Genomic DNA, 18473 nt, shown 5'->3' with positions numbered 1-18473 from the left:
GTTTGCGCTCCGTTGTCCAGCGTCGCCGCCGGACGTCACCGATCATCAGATCAACCTGTCGAAACTCGTTAGACATAAGCTTATCCTCAAGCCTGTGCTTGAGCCTTCCTGCTTATGCTGAGTGTCCGGTCGAAAGTGGGGGCAGTTCAATTGGAGAGTCGATCGATGACCAGGTTAAGAAAGATGATGCTACACAGCGCCTGATGACTATTCCAGGTGTGGGAAAAATCACGGCTGCCACTGTCCGAGCAGTCGTCCCGGACGCAACGCTCTTTAAAACGGCACGGCACTTTGCCTCGTGGCTTGGCATTACACCGAGGTCTTTTTCATCCGGAACCGCGCGTATTGTATGGGCACTTGTGACCAATGGCGGGGTCTGCAGTTCCACCAAGGGCTTTCCGCAACCCGAGCTAGCATGACCCACTCGACTATCAACGGTTGACGATTGATCGAAACGCAGATCCAAACTGTGGAAGAGGTCGCAGATTGAATTGACCCTCAAAATCGCAGATTTTTCTGAACGTCAGGCGATTTGGCACATCAAGTGATGCCGTTATGGGCCCGGTTAGTCCCAGACCGCTGCTCTCAGCCCTTAAGGTGTATTCAGAACCTAAGGCTGAGACAAGATAAGATTATGAACGGGCACTGGGGGGATCCGGCCCAAATGATACGCCCTTGCTGTAAGCGCCTTCACTGTGCAATCCAGGCAAAGCGCCATTCGTCGGGTTGTCCTAGCGCGTAATTATATCTGGCGGTACCGGTCGAATCCTGCTTGGCTTTCATCTCGTCAATCAGCCAGGATGCAGTTGGTATTCCCGGCAGATGACAACGATGGATCGCCCCTTCTACTTCATCAAGGGTTCCAAGCCCGACATTGGGAACGGCTCCGGGCCTCATCAGGGTCCAACTGTACTGTCGCATACAATCTCCACCACGTAGGGTCACTGCCACAAACACACGACCGGAGGCAGAAATGTATACAGCCCCTTCTGGTTCCTTCCAGCGCTAGCCGCTGATGATGGGGCGGTGGTGATGTCCGCCGGACTAAGGTCCGATAGCTGGAACCCGATAGAGCTTCGAGAGTTAGTCGCCTCGTAAATCAAATGAGGGGTGAGACTATGCTCTGGTGGCTACTGCTCGGTTATTCTTCGTTCGTCTTCACGGTCACCGCGGTTCTTCTGGCGATCGTGCTTCGGCAATTGCGCGCACTTGCGCGCAACAACACCGTCAGTGCAGCCAGATAGTGGTCCAATCGAGAGTGCTCCACCATCGAGAATCTCAGCTTAGATTACTCCGATCCGAGAGGAAGATCCTCCGCCGAGGCCGTTTGACAACCACCGACTTTAGCCCGTATTGCCGGGGCCGCTCGTAGAGCGTTTAATGTTCTCGATATTGCGAGTTCAGCGCGAGTTAATCTCGACGAAAGATCTAGGAATGCTCACACTACCCGTCCACACCAAAACGATCGCGACCTTAGAATACGATCCACATAAGCGCTTATTGGTGGCTCGGCTCCGCAGCGGTCAATTGCGGTCGGTAAAGAATTTCCCGGTCTGCGCTGTTCTACGTATGATTAGCGGCTTACCCGCCGAAGCATCCACTTTTTTGCGTCCTATTGGCTGATGGTACGTCCATGAGAGAGGACCAAGAGGCTGCAGCGCAAGATGGAAGAAACAGCGCCCAAAAAGAGCTTCTATCCATCGCAAATCCTATTTTGATGACATGGCGCAAGGGTTACGACGAGGAATGGTCAATAATGATGGGCATCGAAAGGAAGCTACGCGAGGATTAACCCGCGAAGAGGCGCGTTATTGATAGAATTGTCGTCGAGGTGCAGGCAGATGCCGAAACTAAGACGCACGAGAAGGCCTCGCCTATGTATTGAGTGGCGAGCCCTTTTTTATTGGAACCCACCCTGGTTCGGCAAGTTTTACACGTGCCGCAGCGATGCGGCGACACTCCCCCTAGCTTCGCTCGTCATTTGGCGGGGTTTACTTTTGCCGCTACCCCAGCCCTTGTGAGCCTGTAGCGCGGGGTCATTATAGTTGTTGTTCCAGATGATAAGCCGCATTTCTCGGGCGCGACCACATCAAAGATCCCGAGCAGCGCATGGCTGTAATGCTCGCCATCCCCCTCGATCATGTCAGCGTAGTTGAAATCGTCCCCGGTAAAGCACAGGACACCATCCGGAAGGCAGCGCCGGAGGATGACTTCCTTCTCTTTAACGAGAAGCGAGATCTTGATGCCTTCCACCTTGTCTTTGCTGGCTTCGATAATGCGGATGACGATTTCGAGCGCCGAGCCGAAATCCGACGCCCCCCAATACCCTGTGAGGTTCAGATCGAACATATCGCCCAGGCCGTGAAGGACCACCTTGTCTTTGGCCTGCGAAAGTAGGTGCCCATAGACCTCTTCGTAGTCATCCGCAGCGAGAAATGGGTGCCGATGGTGGTACAGCATCGGCACCCGTGCACGATACGCTCACCCTTTGATGTAGTGGCTCGTGGAGTATCCTCGAGCTCACTCAATTCATTTTGCGGTCTTAATCTTGGTGACCTCTTCGGCGCTCAACTCACCGACCGTCGTCACCTCGCCGCTGCTGATCTTCCACAAGCGGAACGGACCTGTGATGTCGCCATACTTGTCGAAGCTGACAGGGCCGATAACACCTTCGTACTTGACCGGCTTGCCATTCTTGATGAGCTGCAGCGCCTTGGCGAACTCTTCCTTGCCAGCATGGATGGGCGTGCCACCCTCGGCGACGACCTCGTGCATGGCTACCTTAATGGCGGCCGCATCTGCCTTGCCGGCCTTGGCGATCGCCAGCGCCACGATTGCACCCGCGTCATAAGAGCGGTCGGCGGCCGGAGCCGAAGGCGAGATGCCGCCGGAGAAGGCTTCGTAGTTGCCATTGAAATATTCGGTCGACGCCGTAGGGCTGGTGCCGGAGGAGGTGCCATAGGCATTCTCGAGATACTGCGCGCCGACGCTCTCGATAAAGTCCTTGGAGTTCATGCCGTCGTTCAACAGGAAGGTCTGCTTGCCACCACCGGAAACCCAAGCGCGAGCAATGGTCGCGCCATCGACAGGCGTGCTGACGAGATAAAGCGCATCGGGGTCACCGGCCATCGCGGCGCTGGCTTCCGAGGCGTAGCTTGATTGCTTCTCGTTATAGGGCGTGGTCGAGGTGATCGTGCCGCCGAGCTTCTGATAGGCGGTCGAAAATTCCTTGACCATGTTCACGCCGAAGTCGTTGTTGACGTTGATGATCGCAATCTTCTTCAGGCCCTGGTCCATCGCGAACTTCGCGGCCGCGGTGCCCTGCAGCGCATCCGAGGTAATGGTGCGGAAGAAGACGCCGTTGGTCTTGCCGCTGCGGCCAAGCTCGGTCAGCGTTGGAGACGAGGATGCTGGCGAGACCTGCACCACGCCGGCCGGTGCCGTTACAGATGTCAGGATCGGGATCGATACCGACGAGATGATGCCACCGATGATGACGGGCACCTTCTTGATGTTGACGAGCTGGGTCGCCTGATCGACGGCGACGTTGCCCTGGCTCTGGCTGTCGCGAGTGTCGGCGACGACCTTGCAGCCATTGACGCCCCCGGCGTCGTTAATGTCCCGGAAGGCCATCTCGACGGACTTAGCGCCGGCCTGGCCATATTCACCGGCCGGACCGGTGAGCTCCATAACGAGGCCCACGGTGATGTCGCAATCGGCGGCCAGCGTCGGTGCCGTGGATGCCGCAAGGGCAGCTACCATGGCAGAAAGCAGGAATGTCGTTCTCATTTTTGTTCCCCTTTGTTGAGATTGTACTTCATGATGCTGCCGTGGCGGCCTTCCCTGTCCCGCTCCAGCGTATAGACGTCGCCGTCGAGCGGCTTTGATTGCGCAAGGATCGCATCGATCTCAACCCTGTCCTTCTCGCTTAGCGCGATATCGGCGATTGCAAGATTGGACTTCAGGTGATCCCGATTGCGGGCGCCGACGATGACGGCGGCGACGCCTGGCTTGGTCAGCATCGCTGCACTTGCGATCGTGGCAATATCGGTATTGTGCCGGTCGGCGATCTCGCGCAGCGTCGACAGCAGCGCCTGGAATAGATCCCAACCGCCAAAATCGTCGATGATCAGCTTGTACTTCGTCAGTGAACGGTTCTCGAGCGGATGTTCCGGTTCCGGCTGGCCGAGCCAGCGATCGCCGAGGAAGCCGCCGGCGACGGTACCGTAGCAGAACAGCGCGAAGTTCTTTTCGCCGGCAAGCGCCGCCATGCGCTTTTCCGGGCGCCGGTCGAGCAGCGAATATTGCAACTGCAGCGAGGTGAAGGGCACGTCGGAACCGATGATCGCTTTGATATGATCCGTGTCGAAATTGGTGCCGCTGATCTTGCCGATCTTGCCGGCCTCATGCAGCTCCTTCAGCCAGCCCGCCGTTTCCAGCCAGCCCTCGATATCATAGGCCCACCAGTGGAATTGCACGAGATCGAGGCAGTCGAGGTTGAGCCGCTTGCGCGAGGTATCGATGACGCCTTCAACATAAGCCTTGCTGATGTTTGGTAGGACGGTCAGATCGGGCACGAATTTGGTGTGGACGCGGATGCGCGACAGCGCCTGAGTGCCACGCAGGTTCTTGTAGGCGACGCGAAAACGGCCGATCAGCTCCTCGACGCCTGTATAGATGTCAGCGCAGTCGAAAGTGGTGATCCCGGCGTCGGCAAAGGCGATCATGTCCTCGACAGCGCTGCCGCCATCGATCGCGCCGTGGCCGCCCGCCAGCTGCCAGCCGCCGCGAATGACGCGGGAGATTTCGTAACCGGGGGCGATGGTGATGCGCTGCATGTCTTTCAGCCTATTGGTCATTCAAGGGAACCGCCGTGGTGGCGGCATGGCTGAAACGGCGGATACCCGTGCGGGTGATCCTGAGCCGTGTCGAGCAATTGGGGTCCGGGCAAGCGATGTCGGCGTCCGTCGTCATCCAGTCGTTGCGATCCGTCGGGCGTTGCTTTGCCGCGAGCAGCGGCAGCACGGAGGAGAGCGAGTAGATCGAGATCCCCTGTCCCTCCGGCAGATGCAGCATCTCGCCCTTGAGCTCGAAATGATCGCCAGGCTTGGCGCCGCAGTAAACCGCGCCGCCTTCGGGAATGATCACGTCGACCCTCAGATCGAACAGGTCGAAGCCGTCGTCGATGGGTTCAGGCATGGTGACCTCCCGATGCATTGCCGTTGGGTTCGGCATCCAGCCGCCCGCGGATGAGATCGAAGGAGCGGCTGATGTCGTTGGAAAGCGATTGCATCGCGGCCTCGACATCGCGATTTTCCAGCGCACCGATCAGCGCCCAATGATGATTGGTGGCGGCAAGTCCGCCCTCTTCGTCATGAATATGCGCGGCCTTGCGAATGATCGCGCCCGACTGAAGCCACAGGCTCTCGACGATCGGGATGAGCACCTGCGAGCGCGCCGCATGATAGATGTGGAAATGGAACTGCTGGTTCAGCGCCGAGGTGACATGGCCGATATCCTTGCCGTGCTGCTCGAAAGCGAGATCGCAATCGACATTGATCTGCTTCAGCACGGCAAAATCGTCATCCGTCAGATTGGGCAGCGCCAGCGCAACCATCTGGCCTTCGATCAGGATGCGGGCGCGGGCCAGATCGTCCAGCCGCTCGCGGGTGATCAGCGGCACGCGCACCGAGCGATTGGGCAGCGATTCCAGCGCCTGCTCGGACACGAGGCGGCCAAGCGCCTCGCGCACCGGCATGGTGCTCGTCTGCAGCCGCTCGGCGAGATCGACGATGCGCAACACGTCGCCGGCGTCGAACATGCCGTTGATCAGAGAGTTGCGCAGCTGCGCGTAGACGCGGTCTTGCAGCGTTTCGCGCCCGACCGGCGACAGCGCGTCGTCACGGTCGTGACCACCATCGGCCGGTTTCCTCGCATGGGCTCCTCCCGATGGGACTACCATCGAGCCTGCTCCGTGAGACACCGCTTTTTTCGGTTGCTTTTCACCATGGGGTAAAGTTTGATCAAACATCACCAATCAAATCAAGAGACTTCTTTTCTCCATGCCTTTGCCAGTGCCAGACGCCCCACCGAAAGCGGCAGAACCCGCCAGAGCCGTGATCGACGCGCGCGACCTGGTGAAGTCGTTTCAGGGCAATGTGGCCGTCGGCGGCATGTCGCTCAGGCTTGGCGAAGGTGAGATGGTTGGCCTCATCGGCCCGAATGGCGCCGGCAAAACCACGTTGTTCAACCTGATTGCCGGAAGCCTGAAGCCGACATCGGGCGAAATCTGGATCGGCGGCCGCGAAGTGTCGCAGGAGAGCCCAGAGCAGAGAATCGGTCGTGGCGTCGGCCGGACTTTCCAGATTCCGAAGCCCTTTCTCGAAATGACGGTGCTCGAAAATGTACTCGTGGGCGCGCAGGCCCAGGACGGCGAGCGGCTGTTCGCGAACTTCCTGCGCTTTGGTCATGTCAGGCAACAGGAGCGGTTAGCGATCGAAAAGGCGCGTGCGCTGTTGGAGTTCGTCACCTTGTCGGGCCTAGAGGGACAGCCGGCGAAGGTTCTCTCGGGCGGACAGCGCAAGCTGCTGGAACTCGCACGCATCCTGATGGCCGATCCGCAGGCGATTCTGCTTGACGAACCGGCGGCAGGCGTCAACCCCGCGCTCCTGGAGACGATCATGGAACGCGTGCTGGATCTCAACGCGCGGGGCAAGTCCATCCTGCTGATCGAACACAATATGGATATGGTGGCGCGGCTTTGCAGCCGCGTCGTCGCCATGGCACTCGGCAAGCCGCTGGCCGAGGGCACGCCCGCCGACGTCGCCGCCAATCCCGAGGTCATCGAAGCCTATCTCGGAGCGGCGGCATGACCACGCCGGCGCTTCAAACCCGCGCGCTGGTCGCCGGCTACGAACCCGACCTGCCGATCGTGCGCGGCATCGATCTCTCGGTTGCGCAGGGAGAATTGCTGGTGCTGCTCGGACCGAACGGAGCCGGAAAGTCGACATTCGTCAAGGCGATTGCCGGCGTGGTGCCGATCCACTCGGGAAGCGTGATGCTGGGCCAGCGGGAGATCACCCACGTCGCATCCCACCGCAAGATCGGCGAAGGCCTCGCCTTCGTTCCGCAGACGGACAATATCTTCGCGACGCTGACCATCCACGAAAACCTGCAGCTCGCCGTAGCCGTCCTGCCGAAGCCGCAGCGGTCAGACAGGATCGCTGCGCTCTATCGTCGTTTTCCCGATCTCGCCAGCAAGCCCTCGCGCATGGCCGGCGCGTTGTCGGGCGGGCAGCGGCAGATGCTGGCGGTCGCCCGCGCGCTCATCGTCGATCCCTCCGTGCTCATCCTCGACGAACCCTCGGCCGGCCTGTCGCCCAAAATCGTCGGCGAGGTGTTTTCGATGCTGAAAGAGATCAACGCCGGCGGTGTCACCGTCATTCTGGTCGAGCAGAACGTCAAGGCGGCCGTTGCGATCGCCAACCGCGCCGTCATCCTGGTCGAGGGCAGGATCAGGCACGAGGGCGAGGCCTCCTCGCTGCTCGGCGACCCGCTGATCGCCAAGCTCTATCTCGGCACCACCACGCAGGCGGCGGAGGCACCATGAACCCGCAATTTCTCATGGATGGCCTGATTGCCGGCGCGATGATCGGCCTTGGCGCCATCGGCGTGACGCTTACCTATTCGATCCTGCGCTTTGCCAATTTCGCGCATGGCGAGATGCTCTCCTGGGGCGCCTATCTGGCGCTCGCCGTCAGCGGCGGCCTCGGGCTCCTGTCGACCACGTTGACGAAGCCGATCGGCCCATTCTCATTCGGCTGGTCGCTACCGCTTGCAGCTATCATCGCGATCCTGCTCACGGGCTTGCTTGCACTTGCCGTCGATGCGGTGCTGTTCGGGCGTCTGCGGGCGCGCGGCGGCGCGATCATCATTCTCGTCATGGCGAGCTTCGGCGCCTCGCTTGCGCTGCGCAGCCTGCTCGAATTCATCTTCACCTCGAAGCCCGCCTATTACACCAAGGCGCTGCAAATCGCCGTGAAGATCGGTGGCGGCCTGCGTGCCACGCCCGACCAGCTCCTGTCGCTCGGCCTTTCCCTGGTCGCGGTCGTCGCCATCCACCTGCTGATGACCCGCACCGACATCGGCCGCTCGATGCGCGCCGTCAGCGAAAATCCGGCTTTGGCGGGTATCGCCGGCGTCGATGTGCGCCGCGTGATCCGCGTCGTCTGGTTTACAGGTGCAGCCCTAGCCTGCATTGCCGGCATCATGACCGGGCTCCTGGTGCAGATTCGCCCCTATCTCGGCCATGACCTGCTGCTACCGCTGTTTGCCGCCGCGATCCTCGGCGGGATCGGCAGCGTCCCGGGCGCGATGATCGCGGGGCTGATCGTCGGCCTGTCGGAGGCCTTGGCCGTGCAGGTCGTCGGCGCTGAGTGGCGGGCGGCTGTCTCCTTCGTCATCCTTGTGGCGGTGCTGCTCCTTCGCCCGCGCGGTCTGTTCGGGAGGGCGGCATGAGCCTTGATCTGATCGCCTACGCAGCCTTCTTCCTGACGATGGCACTGACCTATGCCATCATGTGCCTCGGCCTCAATGTGCAGTGGGGCCAGACCGGCCTCTTCAATGTCGGCATAGCTGCCTTCGTCGCGATCGGCGCCTATGTGTCAGCGCTCTTGACGACTCCGGATGCGCCCGGCCGCTTCGGCGGTTTCGACATGCCGATCGCCATCGGCTGGCTTGGCGGCGCGCTGATCGCGGGGTTCGCTGCCTGGCTGGTCGGTGCGCTCACCATCAGGCTGCGATCCGATTATCTCGCCATCGCCACCTTCGGCGTCGCGGTCACGGTGCAGCTGTGCGTGCTGAACCTGCAGCCGCTAACCGGCGGCGCCTTCGGCATCGGCTTCATTCCGCGCCCGTTCGGCAGCCTTGCCGCTGATCCGCTGGCATTTTCCCTTTCCAATCTCGCGCTGATGGCGGGCGTTGTGCTGGCGCTCTATCTGGCGCTCCAGCATCTCGCCAAGAGCCCCTGGGGCCGCGTGCTGCGCGCGATCCGCGAGGATGAAAGCGCTGCACAGGCGCTCGGCAAGCGGCCTATCCGCTTTCGTCTGCAGGCCTTCACCATCGGCGGCGCCATCATGGGGCTGGCAGGGGCCGCGCAAGGACATTTCATCGGCTTCATCACTCCCGACAACTATCTGCCGATCCTGACTTTCCAGGTCTGGGCGATGCTGATCGTCGGCGGCTCCGGCAACAATCGCGGCGCCATACTCGGCGCGGTGCTGGTCTGGGGACTGTGGGCGCTGTCGGCGGCCGCCGTCTCCGCGTTCGTGCCGCCCGAACAGCAGGCCCGCGCGGCGTCGCTGCAGATCGTCATGATCGGCGTCGGGCTCTGCCTCATCTTGCTCCTGCGCCCTCGCGGCATTCTCGGCGCCTCAAATGCGCTGGCATCGCTGACGAGCAAGCGCAAACAGACATCCAGGGAATAACGACATGTCCACCACGCCCCCACGCATAGCCCTCACCAAGGATCTCTCCATCAGCCGCATCGTCTGCGGTCTCTGGCAGGTGGCCGACATCGAGAAGAACGGCACCGTGATCAATCCCGACAAGGGCGCCGATGTGCTGCAGGCCTATGCGCTCGATGGTTTCGATACGTTCGACATGGCCGATCACTATGGTTCGGCGGAGCTGATCACCGGTCGCCTGCTGTCGCGCTATCAGAACGGCCAGCGGCCAGTCGCCTTCACCAAATGGTGCCCGGAGCCGGGACCGATGACGGCTGATGTCGTGCGTCGTGGCGTCGAGGAGCGGTTGACGAGACTTGGTGTCGACAAGGTGGATCTACTGCAATTCCACTGGTGGAGCTTCGAGCATCCAGCGTGGCTCGACGCACTGCACGAGATGCAGCGCCTGCGCGGGGAAGGCCTGATCGGCGCGCTCGGCCTCACCAATTTTGATGCCGGACATCTGGCGCTGGCACTCGCCGACGGCATCGAGATCGCCAGCAATCAGGTCTCGTTCTCCCTCGTCGACCGCCGCGCGGCCGGTGCGCTCTCGAAGCTCTGCGCCGATAGCGGCGTCAAGCTTCTCGCCTATGGGACGCTCTGCGGCGGATTTCTGTCCGAGAAGTGGCTGGGCCAACTGGAACCGACTGGTATCGCCGATTGGAGCCGCTCGAAGTACAAGCGCTTCATCGACGCCGCCGGCGGCTGGCAGGCCTTCCAGGGCATTCTCAGCACAGCCCAAACAATCGCGACCAAGCACGGCGTGTCGATCTCCAACGTCGCGAGCCGCTGGGTTCTGGAGCACGATGCGGTGGCCGCCACCATCGTCGGCGCGCGCATCGGCGAAAACGAGCATCGCGGCGACAATCTGAACGTCTTCTCTTTCGCGCTCGACGAAGAGGATCACGCCGCGTTGAACGCTGCCTTTGATAAGACGCAGCCCATTCCCGGCGACTGCGGCGACGAATACCGCAAGCCGCCATTCCTCACGGCATCCGGCGACCTCAGCCACCATCTCGATGCCATTCCATCCGTCTACACGGCTGAGCCGGTACCCGGTCGTCCCGGCCGTTCGCGTGTCTCATCCGGCAGCATCTGGGAACCGATCGCGGGCTATAGCCGGGCGGTCAGGGTGGGGGATCGCATTATGGTCTCCGGCACGACCGCGACTCATGGCACCAACCGCTGCGTAGCGCCCGGCGATGCCGGCGCGCAGGCGACCTACATTCTCGACAAGATCGCCGCCTCCATTTCGGCGCTTGGCGGCAAGATGGAAGACGTGGCCAGGACCCGCATCTATCTGCGTGATGCCAATCAGTGGGAGCCGGTGTCGCGCGCGCACGGACGCGCCTTCGCCTCGGTTCTTCCTGCCAACACGCTGATCGAGGCCGGCAATCTGATCGGCGATTACGAGGTCGAGATCGAGGCGGAAGCGATCTGCGACTGAGTACATGCAACATAAAGTAGGGTTAGACGCTTTCCCTATCAACATCATTCGTGCTGACGGAGATGGCTGCACCGGTGCTTGGCTGCACTTCTGCATCTGTCCGCGTAAGAGATCGCCCCCAGCGACATCATTGTAAAGTTCATTGACACGCTACCTACTAGAAGGTAGCGAAAATGCGTGATTCCAATGGGCCGCCATCTCCAAAAGACCGTAAGCGTCTCGCCTTAGGCCTGCTCCAACAGATAATTAGGTATCGTTCGACGGCGACGAAATCTCAGTCATCTCACAGCTGCTGAACATATTAGGGAATGAACTCGATGGTGCTCAGATTATCCCCCAGGGCGTGGACCGGCATGTGGCGAACGCAATAGTTGCGCGAAACTTCGCTCCATTAAATTTGGCGAACGCGCCCGAGCGAAATTAAATCCTCTCGGCGATCAGCCAGCTCGCAGCTCAGCTGGCCGACAGATACACGCTCGACTTGGATGAGGCGGCATAAAGGCCGTCACAAGTCTATTTCTCGACAGTCAAGAGGCACACGATAACACGTTTTTATCTGCCACAGCCCGCCACATTGATAGCGGCAATATCGAGAGCTCGCGAAAGAGGATGATGGACCGGAATCTTGTGGTTTATTCCCTGTGGATTGGGATCGATGCAAATCGGCGCGTCGCGAACTCGTAGACGCCTTCCTAATTCTCGCGTGTGGAAGCCTCAAGAAATTGCCGTGGCCGCGTGCCGTTCGAACGACACGTGGAAGATATTGAGAAAAATGACAAAATCTTGCGGTGGCCAACAATACTTCGAACGAATTCCGATGTAGGTTCTAAATATTCCCGAGCCGTGCGCTACTGAGATTCGACATACGATAGATGCCATCTACGCCGATTGGCCAAGCCGATACGACTGGCGTGACTCGATGCACTCTCGCCTCTAGAGGGCAGAACAAGATCAGTGCGAATGTCGTATTCTAACCGAATTCGCGCATATTTTCCATAGTTTGGCGCCGGCGAAATGAAGTTTTGGGGTGAAATGCTATCTAAAACCCCGTTCTGGGGCGAAAATTGATCCCGAGCATCACTTCCGGGGCTAAACGTACGATTCCGCACTGATCTTGTTCTACTGGGATAATATCTGCCTTGCGAGCTCTCTGCCAAGGCAGCGATCACAGGCAAATATTTTAAGCGTTCGGTTTGAAAGGCACCGCCTTGACGAACCGATTCGAGTCCGTTCGAAAGCTACCAGAGCTCCGAACTAATCAATCACAAACGCCGATGAGGGAGGTCCGTTGCTATCCGATCCTCCGTTTGGGCGTCGAACAGGTTGATGCTCTGCGGATCGACCCCAAACCGAATCTGTTCGCCTCTCCGGCCCTGAAAACGCGGTTCGGCTCTTGCCACGATCGCATGGTCGCCCACCTTCACGGTCACCATCGTGTCTGGACCGGTCGGTTCCACGACATCGATCACACCCTTGATCGCCGCGTCGTCGCTGTCGACAATTTTGAACTCTTCCGGCCGTATGCCGAGAAAGCATTCGCGGGAACCCGCCGCCGCTTTCGAAGCGCTTATGTGAACGACGACGCCCTCGCTTTCGAAGCGGCTGGCTGTGCCATCGGAAATCAGTCTACCCCTGATGAAGTTCATCGCGGGCGACCCGATGAAGCCGGCGACGAACATGTTTGCGGGCCGTTCATAGATCGTTCTGGGATCGGCAAGCTGCTGGACATGCCCGCCCTTCATGACCGCAACCTTGGTAGCCAGAGTCATAGCCTCGATCTGGTCGTGTGTTACGTAGACGATGGTGGTGCCAAGCCGTTCGTGCAACCGCTTTATCTCGGTCCTCATCTCCACCCGTAGCTTCGCGTCGAGATTGGACAGCGGTTCGTCGAAGAGAAACAGATCCGGGCTGCGCACGATCGCGCGCCCCATGGCAACGCGCTGCCTCTGGCCGCCTGAAAGGTTCGCGGGGAGCCGATCCAGAAGATGGGTGATCTGCAGCATTTCCGCTGCCTTTTGAACTTCGACGCGACGTTCCCCTTCCGAAATACCCCGCATCTCGAGCCCAAACCCGATGTTCCGGGCCACTGACATCGTCGGGTAGAGGGCATAGGACTGAAACACCATTGCGATGTTCCGGTCCTTGGGCGGGAGTGCCGTGACAGATCGTCCCCCGATCCCGACATCACCAGCAGACGGCTCGTCGAGCCCGGCAATGATGTTGAGCAAGGTGGACTTGCCGCATCCCGATGGCCCCAGAAGCACCAGGAAACCGCCGTCGTCGAGATCGACGTCGACGCCGTGCAACACCTTCAGGGCGCCATAGGACTTTTGAATATTTTTGATCGACAGTGTCGCCATTGTAATGCCCTTAACCTTTTACCGCGCCAGCCGTTAGGCCCTGAACCATCGTGCGCTGGACGATGGCAAACAGGACGACAACAGGCAGGATGCTGAGGATGCCGCCGGCGGCGAGAACGCCCCACGGCAACTGGAATTCCCCGACCATCAATTGCAGGCCCACGGGCCAGGTCCGCGAACCCTGCCCTGTCGTCAGCATCAGTGCGAAAATGAACTCGTTCCAGGCGGCGATGGCGATGAAAACCGAGCTTGCGACCAGGCCGTTTCGTGCCAGGGGCAAGATGATACGCCCCATGGCGCCTAAACGAGTGGACCCATCGATACGGGCAGCGCTTTCCAGCTCTTTCGGCGCGGCGTCGAAAAAGCCTTTGAGCATCCAGACGAACAAGGGAAGCAGGAAGCTCGTATAGGCAAGCGCCAACCCGAAGCGGCTATCGACCAGACCGACCGTGCGCATCATCACGAAGAGCGGAATGATCACCATCACGGCGGGGAACATTCGAACGAGCAGATAGCCGAGCATCAGCTTGTCGCGCCCCCTGAATGACAGCCGCGAGAATGCATAGGCAGCGAGCGTTCCTGTTATGACGCAGATCGCCACGGTTATCGCCGTCACCACGAAGCTGTTGGTGATCAGGACGGGGAAGTTCGATTGGGTCCAGATCGCCCCGTAGTTCTCAAAGGTGATCGACCGGGGAATGTACTGCATCTGGGATGTCACGATGTCCGCCTCGTTCTTCAACGAGGTCAGGAACATCCAGACAATCGGCCCGAGGCAGAAGATCGTCATCGTGAAGAGGACGATATAGGTCAGGGTATCGGCCATCAGGCGGCGACCGCGGCTGGTCTTGAACATCGTCATTCTTTCGTGACCTGCGTGAATCTGATGTAGAGGGTCGCGAACACCATGAGGATGACGAACATGACGACCGACAGAGCGCCGGCATATCCGAAGTTGAATTCGCGATAGGCGGTCTGGAACGCATAAAGCGACAGGACCTGGGTGGCGTTGCCTGGCCCGCCGCCAGTCAGAACGAGCAGCAGATCCGGCGAGTTCACCAGGCTGATCACGCGCAGGATGACGGCGGCGGTGATCACCGTCCGCAGCATCGGCACGGTGATCAGCCGGAACTGCCGGACCGGGCCTGCGCCATCCACGGCAGCCGCCTTGTAGAGATCTTCGGGAATGCCCTTCAGCCCCGCCAGAAACAGCAGCGCGAAAAACGGAAAGCCATGCCACGCCTCGACCAGAATGGTCGCGGCCAAGGCCGTGGCCGGATCGGCGAACCACGCCTTGTAGGTGCTCAGTATGCCAATCCCCACAAGCAGGTCGTTGATGACGCCCAGCCGCGGATCCAGCAGAAGGGCCCACATATGGCCGGCAACGACGTTCGGCAGAAAATAGGGAAGCAGGATCAGCACGCCGAACAGCTTTGTGCCCGGCACGTTGCGGTTCAGGGCGACCGCGGCGATGAAACCGAGCGTCACCTCAATCGCGATGGCCGCCGCCACCCAGATCGCCGTGTTTTTCAACGAGATCCAGAAGACGCGATCCGACATCATCGCGATGTAATGCTTGGCCCCGACCCAGCCGTTGAGGCCCGGCCGGGTGAGACGCATTTCCCTTACGCTGATGACGAAGCCATAAAGGGTCGGATAGGCAACGACCAGCAAGAGCAGGATCAGGCTCGGAAACAGCAGAAGGTAAACCCAATAGCGCGTCTCGGAGAGATCGCCGAGCTTGGCGAGTGGACCGCGGTTCAAGACTGATTTCATGTTTTCACGGCGCAGGCCGTCCTCTCGGACGCGACGACGTTTCGTCGTCGCGTCTGTTTCATTACCGGAGGGCGGCTTCCAGACCCTCGATCATTCGATCGACGGCCTGCTCCGGTGTGAGCTGACCCGTAAGAACGGACTGGAAGGCAGGATTGACCACGTTCTCAGACCACCCCGCAGCACCTACGAAGCTGTTCGGCAGCCGGCCGAAGTCGAGCGTCTGCGAGGCCGCCTGATAGATCGGGTTGGACTTGATCCGCTCATCGTCGAGCGCAGCAGTCGATGCTGGGAAATAGCCCGTCGCCTCAAGCAAGACAATGGCCGCATCCTTTTCGCCCCAGAAGCTGATCCAGTCCCAGGCAGCGTCGGCATTGTCGTCCTTCATGATGCCGTTTCCGGCATAGGCCACTCTGGCGATATGCGCCTTCGGTCCCGCAGGCATCGGCGCTGTGGAAAACTGTACCCCTGGCTTCAAGGCGGCCGAAATTTCGATCAGCGATCCGGTATGGTGCCAGACCATCGCCGTCTGGCCGGTGCGGAAACCTTCCATGATCTGACGATAGCTATCGTTCGGAGCACTCGGAGGAACAACCTTCTCCTTCAGGAAGAGACTTGAATAGAAGGTGATTGCCTCGACCGCGGCACTCTTGTCGATGGCGCCCTGTCCGTCCTTGACGATCGGCGAGCCGAAGGCCTCCATGACATCGATCACGTATTTGAATGCGCCGGCTCCGCCCCGCATGCCGAAGGCATAGCGGCCTTTCGACGGATCGGTGAGCTTCTGGCAGACAGTGACGAATTCCTCGAAAGTCTTTGGCGGCCCGGACAGGCCTGCCTCTTCGAAAAAATCCTTTCGATAGTACATCCAGTCGACGAACGCATAGGCGGGAACGGCGTAGATGGCACCATCCTGAGACATGCCGGTCCATCGGTTCTCCGGAAGGTTGGCTTTTCCCTTCCAGCCGTTGACGCGCTCGCTGATGTCGGTCAGCGCGCCCATCGCCGTCAGGTCGGCGAAGCGCTCGGCAATCACCATTCCGGTGTCGGGCCTCCCGCCAGCAACGACAGCGGACGATACCTTGGCCATATATTCCGAGTTCGGGATGCTCTCCTGAGTGACCGAAATATCAGGGTGCGACTTGCCGAAGAGCTCGATGATCTTCATCAGACCCGCCATTTCCGACTGACTGGCAAAGTGATGCCAGTAGTTGATCGCCGTGGCAGCGCTGGCCGAGCGGACGCCGCTGGCAAGTGCAAGCGCCGCTGTCGCAACAAGGAATTCGCGTTTCGTGATCTGCATCTCTTGATCCTCCCAGATATCAGAATTGTAATCTGATCGATCAGTTGGAGATAGCAGCCTTTTGATTTCACGGCAATAGGTGAGTTGGCCCGGGGTAAACCCTGTGATCAGGCTAGGCCGAGATTGCGGTTTATCGCAGCTTGGAAATGCGCCTGAAGCGCCTTTTCGGCGGCATCGGCATCCCTTGAGGAACACGCCTCGAGGATTTCCAAGTGCTCCCTTAGGGTTCGCATCAGGATTGGCGGCGTCATCTTGCGGTCCAGCCGCAGCAGGCGCAAATAATTGTGCATCCGGCGATAGGCGATATCGATAAGCGGATTGTGCAAAATCGCGATGATCTGGCCATGAAGATCAAGCTCCAGGCTGTCCATTTCGGCGAGGTGCTCAGGCGTCAACCCATCCTTTTCAACCTTGCGCAAAAGCCTGGAATGTCGGACTTCAAGGCTGTTCATCGCGTCTTCGCCAGCCTCTTCGGCGAAAACGCGAACAGCCGAACGCTCAACAATCGCACGGAATTGAAAGGTGGAACGCGTCAGTTCGAGGCCGGGCCGCACGAACTGGATGCCGGAGCGTGGATGGATCGTCAGGATGCCTTCGGCCTCGAGCATGCGCAGCGCATCGCGCAGCGGCGCCACCGGCACGCTGACGATCGCCGACAGTTCGCTCTGTGAAATAAACGCGCCGACAGGCACCTTGCGATCAAACAGGCTTTCGAGAATCCGTTCGTAGGCGACATCGCTCAGCCGTGGCGCAGACACCTCTGGCGTCGTTGGTCTCGATCTACGCTCTTGCGATTTTTTCATCGATCCGATATTACCTCTGATAGATCAGTTATCAATATAAAGCGATCAGAAAGCACTTTTATGCCCATCTCCGAATTTCGTATAACCCGATTTCAATTCGCCCGCGACAGGGTAATCGGCGACAGTCAGGTCCGCGCAGACGATGCCAACGTGGCCGCGCTGGAACTTGTCGGCGAAAGCGGGAAGATCGGGCTGGGGTTTATTCAGACGCTCTTTCACCCTCTACCGGATCAGGCGGAGATAGAGGCTGTCTTCAAGAATGAAGTCTGGCCCGGCATCGTGGGACAGGAAGCGATCGGCGTGGTTCACCGTGTCAGTCGTCCGCGTGGCGGAAACCAGCGTGCCTTTTCGCTACCGTTTCACGAAGCGCTTCAGGTCGCCCTGTGGGACCTTGCTGCCAAAGAAGCGGGCTTGCCGCTGCACAAGCTTTTGGGAAGCCGCCGCGACCGGGTACGCGCCTATGCCAGCGGCCTCGATTTCCACCTGAGCGACGGAGCCTTCTGCGCGCTGTTTTCGCATGCGGCAAGCCTTGGCTATGAGGCATTCAAGATCAAGGTTGGCCATTCCGACTTCCGACGGGACATGCGCCGGCTCGATCTGCTGAAGGAGGTCGTCCCGGCCGGTTCGCAGATCATGATCGATCCGAACGAAGCGTGGAACTCCAAGGAAGCGCTTGTCAAACTGACGGCGATCCGCGATGCGGGCCACGAACTGCTCTGGGTGGAAGATCCGATCTTGCGGCATGATTTCGAAGGCCTCCGGACGCTCCGTCACGCTGCCAACTGGACGCAGATCAACAGCGGCGAGTATCTCGACGCAAACGGCAAGCGGCTGCTGATGGAGAATTTCGGCACCGACCTGCTTAATGTTCACGGTCAGGTCACGGACGTCATGCGGATCGGATGGCTTGCCGCTGAGCTTGGCATCCCGGTCAGCCTGGGGAACACCTTCCTGGAAGTCGGCGTTCACATGGCCGTTGCCCTTCCGGAAGTCGAATGGCTGGAATACTCGTTCCAGAATTTCGACCATCTCGTCGAACAGCCGATCGAGATCACCAACGGTTTCGCCTATGCGCCCGAGCGGCCCGGCCATGGTCTCGTCCTGAGCGAAACCGCCCGCAAGGAATGGTCGCGCCCGCGCCGCCTCGATCGATCGGAACTCGGCGCCGCGCCGATCAATCTGCGCCTTCCGGCATACAGCTGAGAAACGACTGGCGGCAGGCTTCTCCCGCGATTGGTCAGCAGACTTTAGCTGAGCAGCCTGCCCTGTCCCTCCCTCGACCCG

Annotated in this window: 17 protein-coding genes and 2 pseudogenes; 8 read left to right on the top strand and 11 right to left on the bottom strand. The window is 59.8% G+C overall.

What is annotated here, in order from left to right; genetic code table 11:
* Positions 1-188: 188 nt before the first annotated feature.
* A pseudogene (locus AC1DIJ_RS27660) lies at positions 189-335 on the top strand (transposase); the annotation flags it as partial.
* Positions 336-690: 355 nt separating this feature from the next.
* Here the strand turns inward: AC1DIJ_RS27660 and AC1DIJ_RS27655 are convergent.
* Positions 691-921 carry a hypothetical protein gene (locus AC1DIJ_RS27655; protein WP_162702701.1) on the bottom strand — a complete coding sequence of 77 codons (231 nt, stop codon included), beginning with the start codon at positions 919-921 and terminating at the stop codon, positions 691-693.
* Between the two features lie 197 nt (positions 922-1118).
* Here AC1DIJ_RS27655 and AC1DIJ_RS27650 point away from each other — a divergent pair, with 197 nt between their 5' ends.
* On the top strand, positions 1119-1244 hold the full coding sequence (locus tag AC1DIJ_RS27650) for a hypothetical protein (protein WP_310300788.1): 126 nt from the start codon (positions 1119-1121) through the stop codon (positions 1242-1244).
* A gap of 832 nt (positions 1245-2076) precedes the next feature.
* On the opposite strand, the pseudogene AC1DIJ_RS27645 reads toward AC1DIJ_RS27650, so the two are convergent.
* The 5 genes and pseudogenes from AC1DIJ_RS27645 to AC1DIJ_RS27625 form a co-directional block, all read right to left on the bottom strand.
* A pseudogene (locus tag AC1DIJ_RS27645) lies at positions 2077-2424 on the bottom strand (DUF993 family protein); the annotation flags it as partial.
* Positions 2425-2529: 105 nt separating this feature from the next.
* On the bottom strand, positions 2530-3762 hold the full coding sequence (locus AC1DIJ_RS27640) for an ABC transporter substrate-binding protein (protein ID WP_477831701.1): 1233 nt from the start codon (positions 3760-3762) through the stop codon (positions 2530-2532).
* A 23-nt stretch (positions 3763-3785) separates the two neighbouring features.
* Positions 3786-4838, bottom strand: a complete 1053-nt coding sequence (locus tag AC1DIJ_RS27635; protein ID WP_112389145.1) for an aldo/keto reductase — start codon at positions 4836-4838, stop codon at positions 3786-3788.
* Positions 4839-4848: 10 nt separating this feature from the next.
* The gene (locus AC1DIJ_RS27630; RefSeq protein WP_112389144.1) at positions 4849-5199 is read right to left on the bottom strand and encodes a TIGR04076 family protein; all 351 of its coding nucleotides are present in this window, start codon (positions 5197-5199) and stop codon (positions 4849-4851) included.
* Entirely contained in the window at positions 5192-5962 is a 771-nt protein-coding gene (locus tag AC1DIJ_RS27625; RefSeq protein WP_112389143.1) for a GntR family transcriptional regulator, read from the bottom strand. Before AC1DIJ_RS27625 ends, AC1DIJ_RS27630 begins: the two co-directional genes overlap by 8 nt.
* A 100-nt stretch (positions 5963-6062) precedes the next feature.
* Here AC1DIJ_RS27625 and AC1DIJ_RS27620 point away from each other — a divergent pair, with 100 nt between their 5' ends.
* Genes AC1DIJ_RS27620 through AC1DIJ_RS27600 form a run of 5 tightly spaced genes read left to right on the top strand, consistent with a single transcriptional unit; the run spans position 6063 to position 10950 of the window.
* The gene (locus AC1DIJ_RS27620; RefSeq protein WP_112389142.1) at positions 6063-6872 is read left to right on the top strand and encodes an ABC transporter ATP-binding protein; all 810 of its coding nucleotides are present in this window, start codon (positions 6063-6065) and stop codon (positions 6870-6872) included.
* A complete protein-coding gene (locus AC1DIJ_RS27615) occupies positions 6869-7609 on the top strand; it encodes a branched-chain amino acid ABC transporter ATP-binding protein (protein WP_112389141.1) in 741 nt (246 codons plus the stop codon). Before AC1DIJ_RS27620 ends, AC1DIJ_RS27615 begins: the two co-directional genes overlap by 4 nt.
* Entirely contained in the window at positions 7606-8517 is a 912-nt protein-coding gene (locus AC1DIJ_RS27610) for a branched-chain amino acid ABC transporter permease (RefSeq protein WP_112389140.1), read from the top strand. The genes AC1DIJ_RS27615 and AC1DIJ_RS27610 overlap by 4 nt, the downstream gene beginning before the upstream one ends.
* Positions 8514-9485, top strand: coding sequence for a branched-chain amino acid ABC transporter permease (locus AC1DIJ_RS27605; protein ID WP_112389139.1), 972 nt, complete (start codon positions 8514-8516; stop codon positions 9483-9485). Before AC1DIJ_RS27610 ends, AC1DIJ_RS27605 begins: the two co-directional genes overlap by 4 nt.
* Before the next feature lie 4 nt (positions 9486-9489).
* Positions 9490-10950 (top strand): aldo/keto reductase, encoded by a 1461-nt coding sequence (locus AC1DIJ_RS27600; RefSeq protein ID WP_112389138.1) that lies wholly within the window; start codon positions 9490-9492, stop codon positions 10948-10950.
* 1262 nt (positions 10951-12212) lie between these two features.
* On the opposite strand, the gene AC1DIJ_RS27595 is transcribed toward AC1DIJ_RS27600, so the two are convergent.
* The 5 genes from AC1DIJ_RS27595 to AC1DIJ_RS27575 all read right to left on the bottom strand — a co-directional run bounded on the left by AC1DIJ_RS27595 (position 12213) and on the right by AC1DIJ_RS27575 (position 17189).
* The gene (locus AC1DIJ_RS27595; protein WP_112389137.1) at positions 12213-13310 is read right to left on the bottom strand and encodes an ABC transporter ATP-binding protein; all 1098 of its coding nucleotides are present in this window, start codon (positions 13308-13310) and stop codon (positions 12213-12215) included.
* 10 nt (positions 13311-13320) lie between these two features.
* Entirely contained in the window at positions 13321-14172 is an 852-nt protein-coding gene (locus tag AC1DIJ_RS27590; RefSeq protein WP_477831698.1) for a carbohydrate ABC transporter permease, read from the bottom strand.
* Positions 14169-15074: a carbohydrate ABC transporter permease gene (locus AC1DIJ_RS27585; RefSeq protein WP_477831697.1), complete on the bottom strand. Its 906-nt coding sequence runs from the start codon at positions 15072-15074 to the stop codon at positions 14169-14171. Before AC1DIJ_RS27585 ends, AC1DIJ_RS27590 begins: the two co-directional genes overlap by 4 nt.
* Positions 15075-15147: 73 nt before the next feature.
* Positions 15148-16386 (bottom strand): ABC transporter substrate-binding protein, encoded by a 1239-nt coding sequence (locus AC1DIJ_RS27580; RefSeq protein ID WP_112389134.1) that lies wholly within the window; start codon positions 16384-16386, stop codon positions 15148-15150.
* Positions 16387-16493: 107 nt separating this feature from the next.
* Positions 16494-17189: a GntR family transcriptional regulator gene (locus AC1DIJ_RS27575; protein ID WP_112389133.1), complete on the bottom strand. Its 696-nt coding sequence runs from the start codon at positions 17187-17189 to the stop codon at positions 16494-16496.
* A 60-nt stretch (positions 17190-17249) separates the two neighbouring features.
* Here AC1DIJ_RS27575 and AC1DIJ_RS27570 point away from each other — a divergent pair, with 60 nt between their 5' ends.
* Positions 17250-18392 (top strand): mandelate racemase/muconate lactonizing enzyme family protein, encoded by a 1143-nt coding sequence (locus tag AC1DIJ_RS27570; protein ID WP_477831696.1) that lies wholly within the window; start codon positions 17250-17252, stop codon positions 18390-18392.
* Positions 18393-18473: the final 81 nt, after the last annotated feature.

This window comes from Rhizobium sp. 10N427 (assembly GCF_056394605.1).
The sequence above is the reverse complement of the archived record's forward strand: the minus strand, read 5'-3'. Positions and strand labels throughout refer to the sequence as shown.

Excerpts from the sequence above, each read along its gene's own strand:
- AC1DIJ_RS27655 (WP_162702701.1), bottom strand. The coding sequence starts at position 921 with ATGCGACAGTACAGTTGGACCCTGATGAGGCCCGGAGCCGTTCCCAAT.
- AC1DIJ_RS27650 (WP_310300788.1), top strand. The coding sequence starts at position 1,119 with ATGCTCTGGTGGCTACTGCTCGGTTATTCTTCGTTCGTCTTCACGGTC.
- AC1DIJ_RS27640 (WP_477831701.1), bottom strand. The coding sequence starts at position 3,762 with ATGGTAGCTGCCCTTGCGGCATCCACGGCACCGACGCTGGCCGCCGAT.
- AC1DIJ_RS27635 (WP_112389145.1), bottom strand. The coding sequence starts at position 4,838 with ATGCAGCGCATCACCATCGCCCCCGGTTACGAAATCTCCCGCGTCATT.
- AC1DIJ_RS27630 (WP_112389144.1), bottom strand. The coding sequence starts at position 5,199 with ATGCCTGAACCCATCGACGACGGCTTCGACCTGTTCGATCTGAGGGTC.
- AC1DIJ_RS27625 (WP_112389143.1), bottom strand. The coding sequence starts at position 5,962 with ATGGTAGTCCCATCGGGAGGAGCCCATGCGAGGAAACCGGCCGATGGT.
- AC1DIJ_RS27620 (WP_112389142.1), top strand. The coding sequence starts at position 6,063 with ATGCCTTTGCCAGTGCCAGACGCCCCACCGAAAGCGGCAGAACCCGCC.
- AC1DIJ_RS27615 (WP_112389141.1), top strand. The coding sequence starts at position 6,869 with ATGACCACGCCGGCGCTTCAAACCCGCGCGCTGGTCGCCGGCTACGAA.
- AC1DIJ_RS27610 (WP_112389140.1), top strand. The coding sequence starts at position 7,606 with ATGAACCCGCAATTTCTCATGGATGGCCTGATTGCCGGCGCGATGATC.
- AC1DIJ_RS27605 (WP_112389139.1), top strand. The coding sequence starts at position 8,514 with ATGAGCCTTGATCTGATCGCCTACGCAGCCTTCTTCCTGACGATGGCA.
- AC1DIJ_RS27600 (WP_112389138.1), top strand. The coding sequence starts at position 9,490 with ATGTCCACCACGCCCCCACGCATAGCCCTCACCAAGGATCTCTCCATC.
- AC1DIJ_RS27595 (WP_112389137.1), bottom strand. The coding sequence starts at position 13,310 with ATGGCGACACTGTCGATCAAAAATATTCAAAAGTCCTATGGCGCCCTG.
- AC1DIJ_RS27590 (WP_477831698.1), bottom strand. The coding sequence starts at position 14,172 with ATGACGATGTTCAAGACCAGCCGCGGTCGCCGCCTGATGGCCGATACC.
- AC1DIJ_RS27580 (WP_112389134.1), bottom strand. The coding sequence starts at position 16,386 with ATGCAGATCACGAAACGCGAATTCCTTGTTGCGACAGCGGCGCTTGCA.
- AC1DIJ_RS27575 (WP_112389133.1), bottom strand. The coding sequence starts at position 17,189 with ATGAAAAAATCGCAAGAGCGTAGATCGAGACCAACGACGCCAGAGGTG.
- AC1DIJ_RS27570 (WP_477831696.1), top strand. The coding sequence starts at position 17,250 with ATGCCCATCTCCGAATTTCGTATAACCCGATTTCAATTCGCCCGCGAC.